Raw genomic sequence first — 15175 nt, 5'->3', positions numbered from 1 at the left:
TACCTTCTAATACATCCGCGGCAACTCAATGCCCTTTATCTTGCGGTACAGCCCCAGCGCGGCCTGGTCGGTGAGGCTGGCCACAAAGTCGGTGATGTGGATGATGCGCTCATAGTCTGTGGCCGAAGTGGGTAGCTGCAGGTAGTGCGACGGGATAAGTGCAGCCAACTTGCGGTGGTGCTTAGACTCGGGTTCGAACACCGCTTTTATACCCGCATCCAGCAGGCCTCCCAGCACTTCAAAACCGGCGGCCTCTATCTCCAGTACCGGGCGGTTCTGGTAAATCAGCTTGATGGACAGGTCTCTGATCTGGTCCAGCACAGGCTTACAGGCCAGTTCATTTATTAATGGCTTATCGTAGGAGCCCTGCAAAATCTCCGGCTCGTGCTGCAGGAAAATAGCGGTGGTCTCCTCTATCAGCCTGCCAATAATGCGCGCACGCAGGTAGCCGATCTCCTCACGCCAGTCAAAAAAGGTGAGGCTGGACTTTCGGCTCGGATCATCGTTCAGAATCTGGCGGAGCAAGCCCATACCTTGTTCCTGCGGCACCAGGCCCAGTTTAAGACCGTCTTCAAAGTCGATGATGCGGTAGCAGATGTCGTCGGCGGCCTCTACCAGGAACGCCAGTGGATGGCGGTTATAGAATACCTCCCCATCGGCGCCTTTTTTCAGCAGCCCCAACTCCTGCGCAATGGTGTTAAACCACGCCTTCTCCGTCTGAAAGAAGCCATACTTCTTCTCGCTGGTGTTCTTTGTGCTTTGGAAAACAGGCAGTGACTCCTTCGGGTATTTGGTGAAAGTAGCCAGCGTGGTAAACGTCAGGCTAAGGCCGCCGGGCAGGTTGCAGTGCGTCGGATACGTATAGGTGAGCACCCGAAAACCCGCAGCGTTGCCCTCGTAGTGGAACAGATCGGCTTTCTCAGCCGCTGTGAGCGAGGCCAGGTAGGGCTTTGCCGCCGCGCTTTGAAAGTACGTGGAGATGGCGTCTTCGCCGGAGTGGCCGAAAGGTGGGTTGCCGATGTCGTGGGCAAGGCAGGCGGCCGCCACTACATCGCCGAAATCAGCCTCCTGGATATGCTTTTCCTGCGCCAGTTCCGGGTAGCGCTCCAGTATGCTCTTGCCCACAATGCGGCCCAGCGAGCGGCCCACAACGGATGCCTCTAAACTATGGGTCAGGCGTGTGTGCACAAAGTCGCTCTCGGGCATGGGCATCACCTGCGTCTTGTTCTGCAGCCGCCTGAAGGCAGAGGAGAACACGATACGGTCGTAGTCGCGCTGAAATTCGCCTCGAACCGATTCGTCGGTGCTATACTTAGGGTCGTTGGTTATAAAGCGTTTTTTGGAGATGAGCTTGTTCCAGGAGGTGGGTTGCGACATGGCGTGGCGTATACGTGTAACAGGTTAGCACTGCGGCACCCGGATCAGCGGGTACCAGCAAGCATTAAAGATAGGCAGAGTGTTCGAATTTGCATCATCAGAAGCGCCAGAAAAAGTACATGCGTACGCCTGCTCTTTTTTCGTAAACTTAAATCTGCTGGTTGTGTTGATGGAGGCTGTAAATAACCCACTAGAAGGAAAATGGAAAACGATGTAAGGGCCAGGAAGAGGCAATATCCTGTGCAAGTATAAATTATGATTGTAATGGTTTCATTGGCAGATTTTTACCGGTGGTTATACTTGTGGTGCGCCTTTATAACAGGAGTTGCATGTGAAGATGGATGGTGTAACAATATTTTTTTTCGGAAGCATGTTACAAACTGATCAGTTGATTGCCCACCACTTAGGCCATAAAAAGCGCTCAAACGGTTTTACAGGGAGTTGGAAAGGAAATAGCCGCTAGTTTTGCCATGTTACAAAAGGGCAGCAAAGTACCTTGTGTTATAGAAACCGGATGCCGAATTTTGATCCATCGCAATAAGACCTATTCCAAGCACAGAAAACACTTAAGCGCTACAACCCTAACAAAAGGCAGGCTAACACACTGCGCACTTCCATGTGTGTGCAACTGTATCCGGCTGTTATTTCCCTGAAAAGCAAGCGGGCGGCTGTTTCCCCAAACAGCATTCTGCTTGCTTTTTGCATTGTGGCGCAGGTAAGCGGCCACTGTAGTTCACTAAAAAGGCAGCAGGCAGGAAGCTTCTACAGCAAGCTTCCTGCCTGCTGCCTTTCCTGTAGCAGAATAGCGTTACGCGGGCTTTACTTACTGAAGCTTTATCAGAGTTTAATGACTTTCTGCTGACCGCTTCTGTTGCCTTCCTGCCATTTCAGTATGTATACGCCTGCCGCAATTCCCGACAAATCCAATGTTACAGGCACGTTCGCATCATACACCTGCAGCGTGAAATCGCGCACCAGCTTTCCTGTCATGCTGTACATTTCAATGTCCATGGTGGTGGAGGTCTGCACGATGTAGAACAGGCTCAGCTCATCCACGAAAGGGTTCGGAAACACTTTGAACACGCGCAGTGAAGCAGGGTCAAGCACGCGCGCCGAAGGCGAGAAGCTGGATGTGCCGTCGGTGTAGAACACCTGCAGGCGGTAGTAGCTTACATCCGGCAGCGGCGATGTGTCGGTGAGGGTATAGTCCAGGCTGTCTGTATTGGTTCTGGAGCCTTTGGCATCTACTGTGCTTACGTCCTCCCACGCTATGCGATCAGCGCTGCGCTGTACAACAAAATAATCTACCGTACGCTCGTTTATCGTTACCCAGTCCACCCGCACCGCACTGTTAGACATAAAGAAGTCTGCCTGAATCGTGTAAATTTCGGGAGAGAGGTTACAGTCTCCGGTAAGGAGCGGCACGATGGGCGGCTGTTCGCATATGTTTGCTCCGGTACTATTTGCCATCACCAGATTGGCACCTTTGATGTCCAGTGTGCTAAGGTCGCGGTACAGTCTTTCCGACTCAATGGCATACAGCATCACGGCACGGTCCAGGTTCACGTGGCTTAGCTGGTGGGCGTGCCCCAGTTCGTGCAGCATTACCGTTTCAAAGTCAAACTGATTTTGACCGGGGCCGGCGGGGCCGTACTGCCAACTGATCGTGCTGTTTATCTCCATATCGAATTCCGATACCCAGAACAATGTGTCGTTGTTACTGGCGCACCCTTCATAGCGGCTGATGGTGCGGGCCAATACGCCGGCGCCTGTGGTAGAACCGGGCGCAAAACGAATAACGTTCACTCCGTCGTCGGCTGCCTTCTCAACGGTAGTGGGAGAGCCAATTTCCCAATTAACCTCAGATACGCAGATCCAGGAATTCATGGCCCTTCGGAAGCCTTCTTTGGCTGCCTGCCTGTTTTGCATACTTGGGGCGAAGCGTATGGTGTAGCCCCCGCTGCGGTTCTGGTTTATCAAAATTGGCTTGAAAGCCTTGCCCTCAAACTCAACGTTGGAGTAGGCAAACTCGAGGATGATAGGCGCAAGGGAAGTTATGGAGGCGTCATCGTTTGTGGAAACGATAATACGCCCGGAGCCTGCGGTGCCGCCCTCCTCAGTGGCAGAGGGAATGTAAAGCTTTATCTGTGTGTTTGTCCAGGAGATGTACTCTGTCTCCAGTGGCTTTACCGTGGTCTGTCCCCCATCATCCGCATTCTGGAACGCCACAAACCCATCTCCCCGGCTGTTGCCGAAGCCGGTGCCGTTAATAGTAAGCACAGTGCCAGTGCCGGCACTGGCTACCGTAGGCGAGAAGCTGGTAATAACCGGAGCAAGAGGCGCTTTTTGCGCCTGCTGGCGATTTTCCAAAGCCGGTGCCTCTAAGCTTGGGTTCCTGGAAATGGAGCGGTAGCTTTGGCCGGTTTCCCTGGTAACCGCCTCATACAGCTGCTTTGTGCTGCTGTAGCTGTCGAACACACTTCGGGCTGTTCGGTTTGCCGCGTCATACTTCACAAAGCCCTGCTGGCTGCCGTAGGCGGTGGTGCTAAGGCTGGTGGTGGCTGGCGTACGCTGCAGTTGCTGCTGCCGGTCCAGGAAAAACAAACCTTGCTGGCCGGGCTGCAGCTGAAGTGCCGTAGAGTATACGTGCTTGCTGAAACCAACCGTGCCACCCTCTGTGATGATTTCCAGCTGCTCTGCCCGCACATCGCCTTTAAAAGACTTGTATACCTGGATAAGGTTGGAGGTGTAGATGTTTTCGTGCCGTGCATCCCAGAACGACTGCTGGCGTACTACTTCTCCTTCCACGATAAAATCAGCCTGCTGCACGCGCTCTTTCAGCGTGAGCGGCACCATGTGCTGGGTGTCGGAAGCAAAGGCAAAGTGGAGCGGGAGGAAAAAAACAAGGGCAAGCAGCATAAACGTGGTGCGCCACCCTGTTAAAACGAGGGGGTATACTTTAGCCATAAAAAGAGGTAACAGTCATGGTTGTGATGAAACAAAAATACGTTAGTACTATAAAAATCAGCTTTCGCACTGCAAAAGTGCCGCATCAGCCCGTATTTGAGCCGGAATGTTCGCGGTTAGGTTTGCCTCCAGAAATTAAGATCATACAAATACCAGGCCTCCGGAGAGGCAGGCGGTATATCTTACGCAAATTCACCCTTTCTAGGATGTATTGTGGTCCGATTAAATATAGCCAGTAAGCAATTTAAGCAAAAAGGCCTGCCAATTTATACAAGTGGCAGGCCTTTTTGTTTCGGATGGGGTGCGGCAGCGGGGTTACGGCTGTTTCCCTTCCAGAATCTTTTTATACTTATCGTACACGTGCTGGGGCTGTTTTTTGCCGTTGATGTACAGTGCGTCGTTGTTGAACTGCATGTTTAGGTCACTGCTGTCGCTTTCAATCAGCCCATCCTTCACCAGTTCCTCCCGCATTTTCTTCCGAATCTTCTCCTGCTCTTTCCGGCGCTGCTCCATTTCGGCCCTGCGTACGTCCGTCTCAGCTCTTCGGACTTCCATCTCGGCCCTGCGCTGCTCTATTTCCGCCCTTCTTCTGTCCAAGTCTGGTCTTCGGGTGCCCATTTCTTCGCGCTTTGCTTCCATTTCAGCTCTTTGAAGCTTGCTTTGCTGCATCATCTCTCTCTGAAGCTTTTTCTGGTCCCGGTAGGTGCTGTCGTTCCAGATGCCCTGCGTTCTGTAGCCACGCTCCAGCTTCTCCACCGCATGAAGCTCTTCCTTAAACTGCGCCATCTCCTCCTCAAACGCTTTTACCTCCTGCTCATACTGCTTTATCTCTTTCCTGGTGGCGTTACTTTGTGGTGGTGCAGGGGGCATAGGCGGAAGCGGGGGAGCCACTGCAATTCTGTAAGCGGGTGGTAAAGGTGCCACCGGAGGGGCAGGGGCAACGCTGCTTTCGGTGCGTGCGTCTGCCAGTTCGCTGCTTGCCTGCGCCACCAATTCCTGCGCTTCTGCACGGCCGGCTTTCGTGGCGTTCTCCATGGCCTGCAGGCGCTGGTCGATCAGGGATTTATACTTGTTCAGGTCGCGGTCGGGTATGCGCTTGCCATTTACGTACAGTTCTTTTACTTTTCCTTTTTTGTTGGTGATGAGAATCACGTTACGGTTTTCGCCGGCGGAGTCCTGGGCTACGTAGGCATTTGCCTCTGGCACATCAGGTGCCGGTGTGGTTTTATCTAAGTTATTCTTTGCCGTTTGGGCATGCGTGGTATCGTTCTGCGGCCTCAAAGCTGCCGAAGCGCCAAACGTGAGCACCAGCATACCTGCCACCAGCACCAATCCAGCCGCAAAGCCCTCCGAAAAGCTAGGAGTAAGCGGCTGCCTTCCGAGCAAACGCTTGATGCGGTGCATCAGTTTGCCGCGCTTCCCGGAAAAAGCCAGTGCCATGGCCGGCGCTCCCGTTAGGTGCAGCGACTCAATTTCAGTGAGCGCCCGCGCATAAGTGAGCGTGTCGCCGCAAAGGGCCACAGCTAAATCATCGCAGCAGTTTTCCCGCTCGGCCCGCACTACACCAGACAGCCACCACATGGCCGGATGGTAAAAGAACAGCAAATCCACCACCGATTGAAGCAGGTTGAACAGGTAGTCCTTTCGGGCAATGTGTGCCAGCTCGTGGGCAAGTATGGCCTCTACCTGTGCCTGACTTAGGCCAGTGAGGGCGCCGATGGGGAAAAGTATTACCGGTTTTGCCACGCCAATGGCCATGGGCACCTGAACCAGCGCCGACTCCAGTAACTGCACGCCTTTTTTTACGCCCAACCGCTCGCTCAGCATTTTCAGCCGCTGCTGCCACTGCACGGCGGCTACGCGCGTTTTGTAGTGTCGCAGGCGCTGCGTGTAAGCCACGCCGCCAATCAACCGGACAGTCATCAGCACAAGGCCCAGCAGCCACAATGTTACCAACAGCGGCAGGTGCTGCTCAAAGTATACCTGTGCCACGGCAAGCGGGTCTGCCCAGAAAGAAGGCGCTGGTGTTGCCACAGCAAGTGTGCTAACAGCCTCCGAAGTATAAAACATTTGGGCCGGTGCCTGATGCTGTGCGTAGTAAAAGCCAAAAGTGCCGAGGGAAAGGAGCAACTGAGCGGTCATCGCTGCGCCGGAAACAGCATAGCGCGTGCGGGCCGTGTGGCGGTGCAACAGCACCAGCAGCAGGCTTAGCAGCAGGGCCACAAAGGCACCTTGCCAGAGCGAGTGCAGCAAGGTCCAGCCGAGGGCATTTATGAGTCCTTCGGGTATTAGGTTTGCGAGTTGGTTCATTGGGATCCTCCTTCCAGTTTATTTAACAGGTTTCTGATTTCGTCTAACTCCTCTTTGGAGGTGCGGCTGTTGCCGAGCGCCTGCATCACCAGCTTACTGGCCGAGCCCCTGAATGTGGTGTCCAGAAAGCGGTTGAGCAACTGCTGCTGCGTATCCTCCTCCTGCAGCAGCGGCCTGAAAATGTGCGAGCGGCTAGTTTTATCCGCCTCCAGCATCTTTTTCTCCGCCATAATCTGCATGAGCTTGAGTGTGGTGGTATAGCCGGCGTCCTTTGTCTTGCTTAGTTCTTCGTGTACAAACCGAACGGTGCTGGCACCGTGCTGCCACAGCACCTGTAGTATCTCCAGTTCAGACTCTGTCGGTTTGGGAGTTGGTTCTAAAGCCATAGATGATAATGAGTTAACGGTGATTTGCTTGTTGTACTACAAGTATATACGAATAGTTTCGTAATGCAAAGTGTTAGTACGATTATTTTCGTATATGTGGGGTGTAGTCCTCTGTTTTCTTCTTTTCACTGCCGATGGTATGCTAGCTTATATCTGGCGCAAGCGTCCGCTTGTGCCTCGATCTGCTTCTGCTTTAAGCAGTTTATACTTCTATAGCCACTGTTTGCCATACTTTGAACCAAGCTAACTTTTCTAGCGGCGGCTGATCCTCCAGTTTCCAATTACCTACTGTTTCACTTCTGATTTTGGAGCGCTCACGGCCGTGAGGCCCCGTCCTCGGGCATCGCGCTGTGTGCCTGAAGCTGCTCCTCGCTCCGCTGCGGGCTGCCCTTAACGGGCACCGCAACATGCACAAGGCGCTCAACCCAAGGACTGGAATCAGCTCATATAGCCACAGCTTTCGCTATGCAATAAAGGCTAAGTCCCCCTTTGAAGGGGGTAGGGGGATGTTTACACTACTGCGGATAACTCCCCTCCTTGGATAAGGCGGGGGTGGTTGGATTACAGTAAGCAGCACTCCCTCTCCTGTTTCGGGAGTAGGGCCCTCTATAAAGAGAGGGCTGGGGTGAGATAAATTCCCTTCCCCGGAGGGGTGGGTTTATACTTATACTTGATTCATACCATACTTGCAGCTAATAGGAAACAGCCTAGGCTACCCTACCTGCTAATGCGTCAGCGCAGATTTGACCATGATAAACTCATTGATGTTATCGGTATTGATAACACCGGCAAGGCGGCCGTTTTCGAGTACGGGATAAAGCGGCGCTTTGGTCTTTTGCAGTTCGGTGTAAGCGTCGGCTAACTTGTCCTGCACGTTAAATGCTTTCACATCCGCCGACATGATTTCCGCCACCGGCCGGTGCATTTGCTCTTCTTTCACAGCCTGTATCAGTTGGGAGCGGGTAAGTGTGCCGACTACCTGTCCTTCCTGCTCCACAATGAACTCATGCTCGGAGCCCATCAGCAGTTTGCTCACGGCATCGCGTACTGTTTCTGAGGGAGCCAGCGTCACGAAGTTGGTCATCATTCCCTCGCGCACGGAGTGGCCGCGCAGGTGATCGAGGTGCTGTACAAGTATGTTCTCAGAATAAGCCCCGAAAAAAACAAAGGCCCCAATCAGAATAAGAAAGGGGTTATACATAAAGCCGACGAAAACGAACAGGATCGCGAGCAACTGGCCTATGTTGGCGGCAATCTGGGTAGCCCGCACGCGACCTAGCTTGAACGCCAGCAACGCCCGAAGTACGCGCCCGCCATCCATCGGGAAAGCGGGAATGGCGTTAAACACCACCAGCACCACATTTACGATCAGCAGCATGTAAAAAAAGTTAGCCGGCGTAATTTGCTGAAAGAACTCCTGTGTCGGCACATTCTGGAGCGAAGGGAGCACCAGCCAAAGGATAAGCGCAATTACCACGTTTACAGCCGGGCCGGCGGCCGCGATAAGCAGCTCCTTGCGTGGCTGCTCGGGCATCCGCTCTAAACTGGCCACTCCGCCAATGGGCAGCAGCGTTATCATTTTGGTGTTGATGCCGAAACGCCGTGCTGTGAGGGAGTGCCCCAACTCGTGCAGCACCACACAGAAAAAGACCGCAAGTATAAAAGCCATGGCCAGCAGGGTAGTGGCCATATCGCTGCCCCGCTGCGCTTCCGTGAAGGCAACCCAGCCCAACAGGAGCACAAAGGTCCAGTGCACAAGAATTTTTATGCCTGCAATTCTACCTAAGTTTAGCGACCACTTCATGCCTTATACTTTAAACTAATTAAATATCCCTGTTAGCGTGACTGAAGTGCCGCGCCAACAGGGGCGGTTTATGCCTTGCCTTCCCTGTTCTCTTTTTTTGCAGGGTGCAGCCTGAACCAGCGGTACCCGTAAGGTTTTAGTTCTACCTGTCCCTTCTTTGGCATATCGTAGTCATCGTTGCTGAACACTTCCACCATATACTTGTCCTTCTGGTCCAGTGCGGGCAGGGTAACGGTTACATCGTCGTCACTTAAATTATGTACCACAACGGTGGTGTACACCAGCTCGCAGGAGTGCGCAAACACCTTCTCGTTTCCTACCTGCAGTATGTCGGACGTGCCGGAGCCGAGTTCGGGGTACTGGCGGCGCAGCCGGATAACACGCTCCATCCAGTTCAGGAGCGAATTTGTCTCCCGCTGCTGCTGTACCACATTCACCTTTTTATACCCATAAGCTCCCCCCGAAATAACGGGGCGGGGCAACTGATCGACCGGGGCGTTGGAGAAACCGCCATTTTCTTCCGTTGTCCACTGCATGGGCGTGCGCACGCTTTTACGTCCTTCCAGCGACAAATCATCGCCCATACCGATCTCGGCACCATACTGTATTACGGGGGTGCCCGGCAAACTGAAGAGTAAGCTGTAGGCGAGTTCTATCCGGCGCCTGTCGCCGCCCAGGATCGGGGCGAGGCGACGGCGGATGCCGCGTCCAAAAATGCGCATGTCCTTATCAGGGGCAAAAACATCGAAAACCTCCTGTGTCTCGGGCTCTTCCAGGTCCTCCAGGTTCAGTTCGTCGTGGTGGCGCAGGAAGTTGAGCCACTGCAGGTCATCGTCCTTAGGCGGCAGCATGCGCAGCCCTTTGGCAATCGGAATGCCTTTCTTTTGGGCGAGGGCGAGGAACACGTGCTGGTTTAGCAGGAAATTGAACATCATGTGCATGCGGTCTCTGCCCTTAAAGAACTTGCCCACCACTTCCGGAGGCCCTGAGGCCTCGGCCAGTAGTATAGCATCCTTGCTGTGCTGGGTCACGAAGTCGCGCATGTCCTCTATCAGGTCATAGTACTCGTCTTTGTCTATTTCGCTGTCGCTTTCCACTAGTATGTGCGCGGCATCTATCCGGAAACCGGAAACGCCCAGCGCCAGCCAGAAGCCCATGATGTGGTGAATCTCTTTGTGCACCTCAGGATTACCCAGGTTCAGGTCGGGCTGGTGCTTGTAGAAGCGGTGCATGTAGTAAGCTTTGGCTTCTTCATCGTAAGTCCAGATGCCGTCCTGCCTATCGGCGAAGGCGGGTTTAGCTATCTGCTCCTTCGGTTTCTCTTTGCGCCAGGTATAAAAATCGCGGAATTTGGAGTTTGGGTTCTTGCGCGATTCCTGGAACCAGGGGTGCTGATCGGAAGTATGGTTGACCACCAAATCCACTAGCACGCGCATACCACGCTCATTGGCCTCCCGGATAAAAGCGGCAAAATCTCCCAAAGATCCAAGGCGCTTGTCTATGTTGTAGTAGTCCATCACGTCATAGCCGTTGTCGCGGTTGGGCGTGGGGTAAAAAGGCAGCAGCCAGATACAGGTGATACCCAGGGTGGCCAGGTAATCCAGCCGCCCGATCAGGCCCTGGAAATCACCGATGCCGTCACCGTTCGAATCCTGGAACGTTTCTACATCCAGGGCATAAATAATGGCATGCTTATACCAAAGGTCTTTCTCTTTCATTTGCATAGCTACGCTGTTAACGGAAGAGCTGTCATTTCAAACAGCGTAATTTTGCCTGGCGCGTGTCCGGGCGGATTGGGTGCTGATGTAACGGGGAACTGTTAAGTTCCAGGATATAAATCCTGTTGTACTGACTCCCGCATATTATTTGATAGCGTCTTCCTTTGTTAAATTAAGTTGATAGATAGTGCGGCAAATAATTTTGCCGTATTCCCTACTACGGGTATACTTTGCAAGTAGGTTCTGTGGTGGGCATATGCTGCTTTTGATGTAGACCAGGCAATGCCAGTTTGCGTACATCGGCACAACCTGCCACCTTTGCTCCTGCCTACGTGGTATGAAAGGGGCAGCAGTTATTTTTTTATAATGCGATGCCCAAATTACCCAACCAATGCCTGGGCAGAAAAGGGAACAGCAGAACCAACATGGAATAAGAGCAAAAGATAGTATGGCGAACTTAGGAGGACGGGATTTTGAGCGCGAGCTGCAGTTTCAGACGTCGCGAAGCGGTGGTGCCGGCGGCCAGAACGTGAACAAGGTAAACACCAAGGTGGAGCTGAAGTTTCATGTGGAAAACTCGGAGCTGCTGTCGGAAACGGAGAAGGCACTGGTGCTGGAGAAACTGGCTAACCGCATCAACAACGAGGGCTACCTGCAGGTGGTATGCCAGACGGAGCGCACTCAGCTTCGGAACAAGGAGCTGTGCATGGAGCGGTTCAGCGAGCTGCTGCGGCAGGCCCTGACGCGGCAAAAGAAGCGCACCTCCACCAAGCCCACCCGCTCCAGCGTAAGGCGCCGGCTGGAGGGAAAGAAAAAGCAGGCAGAGAAAAAGGCCAACCGCAACTTCCGGGGCTGATTTTAGAGCCGATGCCCAAACACTACAAGACCGGCCGCTGCGTTAGGTAAGAAATTTGCAGCGACGGAATACCAAACCATTCACCCTGAATTATGACGAAGAAATTACTTTTGCTGGTCGTGTTGCTGTGTGGCGCAAGTATGGCTGCCAGCGCCCAGAAATACATTACGGCGGCCGGCGTGCGCATCGAGAGCGACCGGATCGGACTGACGCTACAGCAGAAATTGAATGAAAGAGGCACCATTGAGGCAATCGGCACCGTCGGTTCCCGCGAAGTGAGCGGCACTGCCCTGTACGAGTGGCACTTCCCCATACTTGGGGAGCGCTTTAACTATTACCTGGGCGCCGGCGGGCACATCGGTAACCTGAAAGGCAGCGGCGTTTTTACCGGAGTGGACGCCATGCTGGGCATTGAGTACAAAGTAAATGGCCTGCCCTTCCTGCTCTCCGCCGATGTGAAACCAGCCGTGCACATCAACCACGAAGACTGGGTGCACCTCTCCTCCGGCATATCCGTGCGCTACGTTATCATCCCGGAAAAAAAGAAGAAGAAAAGCCTGTGGCCGTTTGGCGACAAGGATGAGAAAAATAAGAAGAATAAGCGGGACGAGGAGCAGCCAGGTATCCTGGATATTTTTAAGAAGAAGGATAACTAGTGCTGCGCCAAATTAGAAATTAGGAATGATGAATTAGAAACAACTGGTAGAAAGGCCTCGACACAGTTTCTAAGGACACAGGCGAACTCTAATTGTTATGTCAGGCTAGCACTAGCACTTGCCCACTGGCGTGGTAGCAGCCACTTGCTTTGTAGCAGTAAGTGTTTTAGGAAGGATGAAAAAAGCCTGGTGCGGCAGGCATTTGCCACCGCTGCCTCAGGCTATAGTTGCATAGCCTGAGGAGTTTCAGCAGGAACTGGCACGAGGTCAGCAGCGGCAAGCAACTGGTGCCTGGCAGCTATCAGGGGTCTGTTGTTGAATAGTTCTTTGCACTCAAGGCAAAAGCTCGCGAGTATGGCAAAGAGAAGGATTATTATTTTCATGGTTCTATTTTGGTAAGCGCGTGGTGTTACGGTTGTATGGTAGCCTAAATGCGAGGGGCTACTACCTCTACCATTGGCAACAGATTTGGCTGGCCTTTATACTTGCTCAGCTCCTGTCGGGCGGCAATTTCCTGTACTTCCTTTGCGGACTGTTTGATGGTAAGACCCATGCCCAGGATGATTGCGAGAATTAAAAGAACAATTTTCATGGTTTTTTATTTTGTTAGGTATTGCAGATAGTGGATTTGGCTTGGTGTTGGAAGAGACTATAGTTCGGGGGCGACAATCTCAACTTGAGGGAGCAGGTTAGGGTAAGCTTTGTACTCTCTCAGCTCGTGGCGACTTTGAATCTCTTGCACATCTTTTGCTGATTTCTGAATACTGGCACTCATACCGGCCATACAGGCGAAAATTAGGATCACGATTTTCATAACTTTATACTTTAGTGGTTTTAATTTCTTTCTTGTTTCTGATTAATAGATAGCGGCTTACATCAAATGGTTGCTTGGAGCCGAAATAATTTTATTTATTTCTGATTGACTTATTGCATGATACGTGCCAGGTTTTTTAATGTGCTATAAATCAACAGATTATGTTGAAGAATAGCTGTTTTTATACTTGGTAACGTGTCCGTTGGCGAACACATTTCTGTTCGTTACCGAACACTTTTTCTGAATGCGGACAAATAAGAATGATGCTATTATTAATTGTTTTAACACTATGTGTGCCTACATTCAATATTTAACCAACGCAACCCGGTAGCTACAGCTGATGAAGATACTTTTCCCCAAATTCGATAAAATAGGCATGCCGCTGCTGGGCGTGGCCGCAAGTGTACTTTTTGTGCTGGAGGCAAAGCGGCAACTGAGGCGGCGCACCCGGCCTAAAACAAAACGTCTGATTCAGAATGCAAGCGTAGCGGTGACAGCCCTGCCTGCCCTGCGCCTTCTGCTGGTGCCCGGCATGTATGCGGCGGCGCGATGGGCCAACCGCCATCAGTTTGGCCTGATGCCCTGGCTTAAATTGCCCACGGCGGTTCGCTACGGCTTAGGCTTTCTGCTGCTGGACTACGGTAATTACTTCTGGCACATGCTCATGCACCGCTCTGGTTTGCTGTGGCGCTTCCACAACGTGCACCACTCCGATATGGACCTCGACCTGTCTTCGGCCTGGCGGTTTCATGTGGGCGAGAACTTTGCCTCGGTGCCTTACCGCGGCGGCGTAATTGCCCTGTTGGGGGTGCCTGCGCCGCTGGTGCTTTTTTACGAGGTGATCTTTGAAGGCTGCACCGCATTTCACCACAGCAACCTGCGCCTGCCCTATGCGGTGGAGAAGCAGCTGTGCAAAGTGATGGTAACGCCGCGCATGCACGGCATCCACCACTCTATTGTGCGCCAGGAAACCAACAGCAATTATTCCGTAATCTTCTCGTGGTGGGACCGCCTGCACCAGACCCTGCGCCTGAACGTGCCGCAGGACGAGATCACCATTGGCGTGCCCGCTTACCGCAATCCTTCGGAGCAAAAACCGGCACACCTGTTCCGGATGCCGTTTGAAAAGCCGCGTGCCTGGGTGCTGCCTGATGGAACAGTGCCAGAGCGAGAGGAGCGGCCATCACCAACAATATTGCTGCCTTAGCCAGCTATATATTGCTTTTTACGAAATTTTAAAGTGCCTGCCACTGTTAACCTGTTGCTCCTTCAGCAAGTATAAAGACTCACCCTTAACAAGAAAGATGACGCTATGGAAGAAGAAGTGAAAGGAAGACTGATTGCACTGGGCGGCGGCGATGACGATGGTCTTATTAAACTTATAAAATCTGAAATCTGCAGTTTGCAGTCGCACATAGAAGTTATTGCCACAGCCACTCCGCAGGCAGCGGATGGCGTTAACTCCGGGAATGCTTATAAAGAGGCCTTTGAGGAACTTGGCTGCGGGAACGCGCACTTTATGCGCATCGATGAGGAGCACGAAGCCGACACACCCGACAATATAGCCCGCATTAGAAAGGCGGATGTGATTTTCTTTACCGGTGGTGACCAGCTGCGGCTCGCGCGTTTCCTGAACGGAACACAGGTGCTGAAAGAGATGCAGCGCCGGTTCAGAGAAGAGGATATCATCATCTCCGGCACAAGCGCGGGTGCCGCCGTGATGTCAGACCGTATGATTTACAACGGCTACGGGCACTACTCGCTGCTCCGGGGCGAGATGAAAACGACGCACGGCTTTGGCTTTATCAGCAAAGTATACATCGACACGCATTTTGCGGAGCGAGGCAGGTTTGGCCGCCTGGCACACGCCGTAGCCCACGATCGGGATTATGTTGGCGTCGGCCTAAGCGAGGAGACAGGCATCATCATCAAAAACGGCGATCAGGTGGAGGTGTTTGGACCCGGTGTGGTCACTATAATCGATGCAAGCGACGTGCGCTTCTCCAATATAAGTGAGGTTCCGGAAAATGAACCCATTGCGGTGCAAAACCTGAAAATGCACCTGCTCGTGCACGGCTACCGCTACTGCCTCAGGGAGCACCTGTTCCAGCCTGTACCGCAGGAGCAAAGCAATGTGGGCGTCTGATAAAGGTTTATACTTGGTAATGGGCAAGTATAAATTGATTCTTTATAAAAAAATGTCATTTCGAACGCAGTGAGAAATCTATTCAGAATTTAAGATAGATTTCTCACTGCGTTCGAAATGACAACAGCAGGGAAAGTATAA

General features: G+C 52.6%; 13 protein-coding genes. 4 read left to right on the top strand and 9 right to left on the bottom strand.

Annotation, left to right across the window (positions count from 1 at the left end; genetic code table 11):
- Nucleotides 1–6: 6 nt before the first annotated feature.
- From dgt to A0W33_RS07700, 6 genes are all read right to left on the bottom strand, one after another.
- On the bottom strand, nt 7–1377 hold the full coding sequence (gene dgt / locus A0W33_RS07725) for a dGTP triphosphohydrolase (RefSeq protein WP_068837613.1): 1371 nt from the start codon (nt 1375–1377) through the stop codon (nt 7–9).
- 837 nt (nt 1378–2214) lie between these two features.
- Nucleotides 2215–4344, bottom strand: a complete 2130-nt coding sequence (locus tag A0W33_RS07720; protein WP_068837612.1) for a T9SS type A sorting domain-containing protein — start codon at nt 4342–4344, stop codon at nt 2215–2217.
- A 315-nt stretch (nt 4345–4659) separates the two neighbouring features.
- On the bottom strand, nt 4660–6654 hold the full coding sequence (locus A0W33_RS07715) for a M56 family metallopeptidase (protein WP_068837611.1): 1995 nt from the start codon (nt 6652–6654) through the stop codon (nt 4660–4662).
- Nucleotides 6651–7040: a BlaI/MecI/CopY family transcriptional regulator gene (locus A0W33_RS07710; RefSeq protein ID WP_068837610.1), complete on the bottom strand. Its 390-nt coding sequence runs from the start codon at nt 7038–7040 to the stop codon at nt 6651–6653. Before A0W33_RS07710 ends, A0W33_RS07715 begins: the two co-directional genes overlap by 4 nt.
- A 724-nt stretch (nt 7041–7764) precedes the next feature.
- Nucleotides 7765–8844: a site-2 protease family protein gene (locus A0W33_RS07705; RefSeq protein WP_068837609.1), complete on the bottom strand. Its 1080-nt coding sequence runs from the start codon at nt 8842–8844 to the stop codon at nt 7765–7767.
- 68 nt (nt 8845–8912) lie between these two features.
- Nucleotides 8913–10562, bottom strand: a complete 1650-nt coding sequence (locus A0W33_RS07700) for an alpha-amylase family protein (RefSeq protein WP_068837608.1) — start codon at nt 10560–10562, stop codon at nt 8913–8915.
- Between the two features lie 448 nt (nt 10563–11010).
- Between A0W33_RS07700 and arfB the strand changes: the two genes are divergently transcribed.
- Nucleotides 11011–11418, top strand: a complete 408-nt coding sequence (gene arfB, locus A0W33_RS07695) for an alternative ribosome rescue aminoacyl-tRNA hydrolase ArfB (protein ID WP_068840004.1) — start codon at nt 11011–11013, stop codon at nt 11416–11418.
- 92 nt (nt 11419–11510) lie between these two features.
- Complete coding sequence (locus A0W33_RS07690) at nt 11511–12074, top strand: hypothetical protein (RefSeq protein ID WP_068837607.1); 564 nt, start codon at nt 11511–11513, stop codon at nt 12072–12074.
- Nucleotides 12075–12295: 221 nt separating this feature from the next.
- On the opposite strand, the gene A0W33_RS21090 is transcribed toward A0W33_RS07690, so the two are convergent.
- From A0W33_RS21090 to A0W33_RS20855, 3 genes are read right to left on the bottom strand one after another with little or no spacing between them, the layout of a single operon-like run.
- Nucleotides 12296–12457 (bottom strand): hypothetical protein, encoded by a 162-nt coding sequence (locus A0W33_RS21090; protein WP_172798100.1) that lies wholly within the window; start codon nt 12455–12457, stop codon nt 12296–12298.
- Between the two features lie 44 nt (nt 12458–12501).
- Nucleotides 12502–12666 (bottom strand): hypothetical protein, encoded by a 165-nt coding sequence (locus tag A0W33_RS20860; protein WP_157578007.1) that lies wholly within the window; start codon nt 12664–12666, stop codon nt 12502–12504.
- Between the two features lie 57 nt (nt 12667–12723).
- The gene (locus A0W33_RS20855; protein ID WP_157578005.1) at nt 12724–12888 is read right to left on the bottom strand and encodes a hypothetical protein; all 165 of its coding nucleotides are present in this window, start codon (nt 12886–12888) and stop codon (nt 12724–12726) included.
- 340 nt (nt 12889–13228) lie between these two features.
- Between A0W33_RS20855 and A0W33_RS07685 the strand changes: the two genes are divergently transcribed.
- Together A0W33_RS07685 and A0W33_RS07680 are read left to right on the top strand one after the other, a co-directional pair.
- Nucleotides 13229–14095: a sterol desaturase family protein gene (locus A0W33_RS07685; RefSeq protein WP_068837606.1), complete on the top strand. Its 867-nt coding sequence runs from the start codon at nt 13229–13231 to the stop codon at nt 14093–14095.
- Between the two features lie 105 nt (nt 14096–14200).
- A complete protein-coding gene (locus A0W33_RS07680; protein ID WP_068837605.1) occupies nt 14201–15034 on the top strand; it encodes a cyanophycinase in 834 nt (277 codons plus the stop codon).
- Nucleotides 15035–15175: the final 141 nt, after the last annotated feature.

The organism is Pontibacter akesuensis, assembly GCF_001611675.1.
GTDB classification, from domain to species: domain Bacteria; phylum Bacteroidota; class Bacteroidia; order Cytophagales; family Hymenobacteraceae; genus Pontibacter; species Pontibacter akesuensis.
This window is presented reverse-complemented; position numbering and strand designations above follow the sequence as displayed.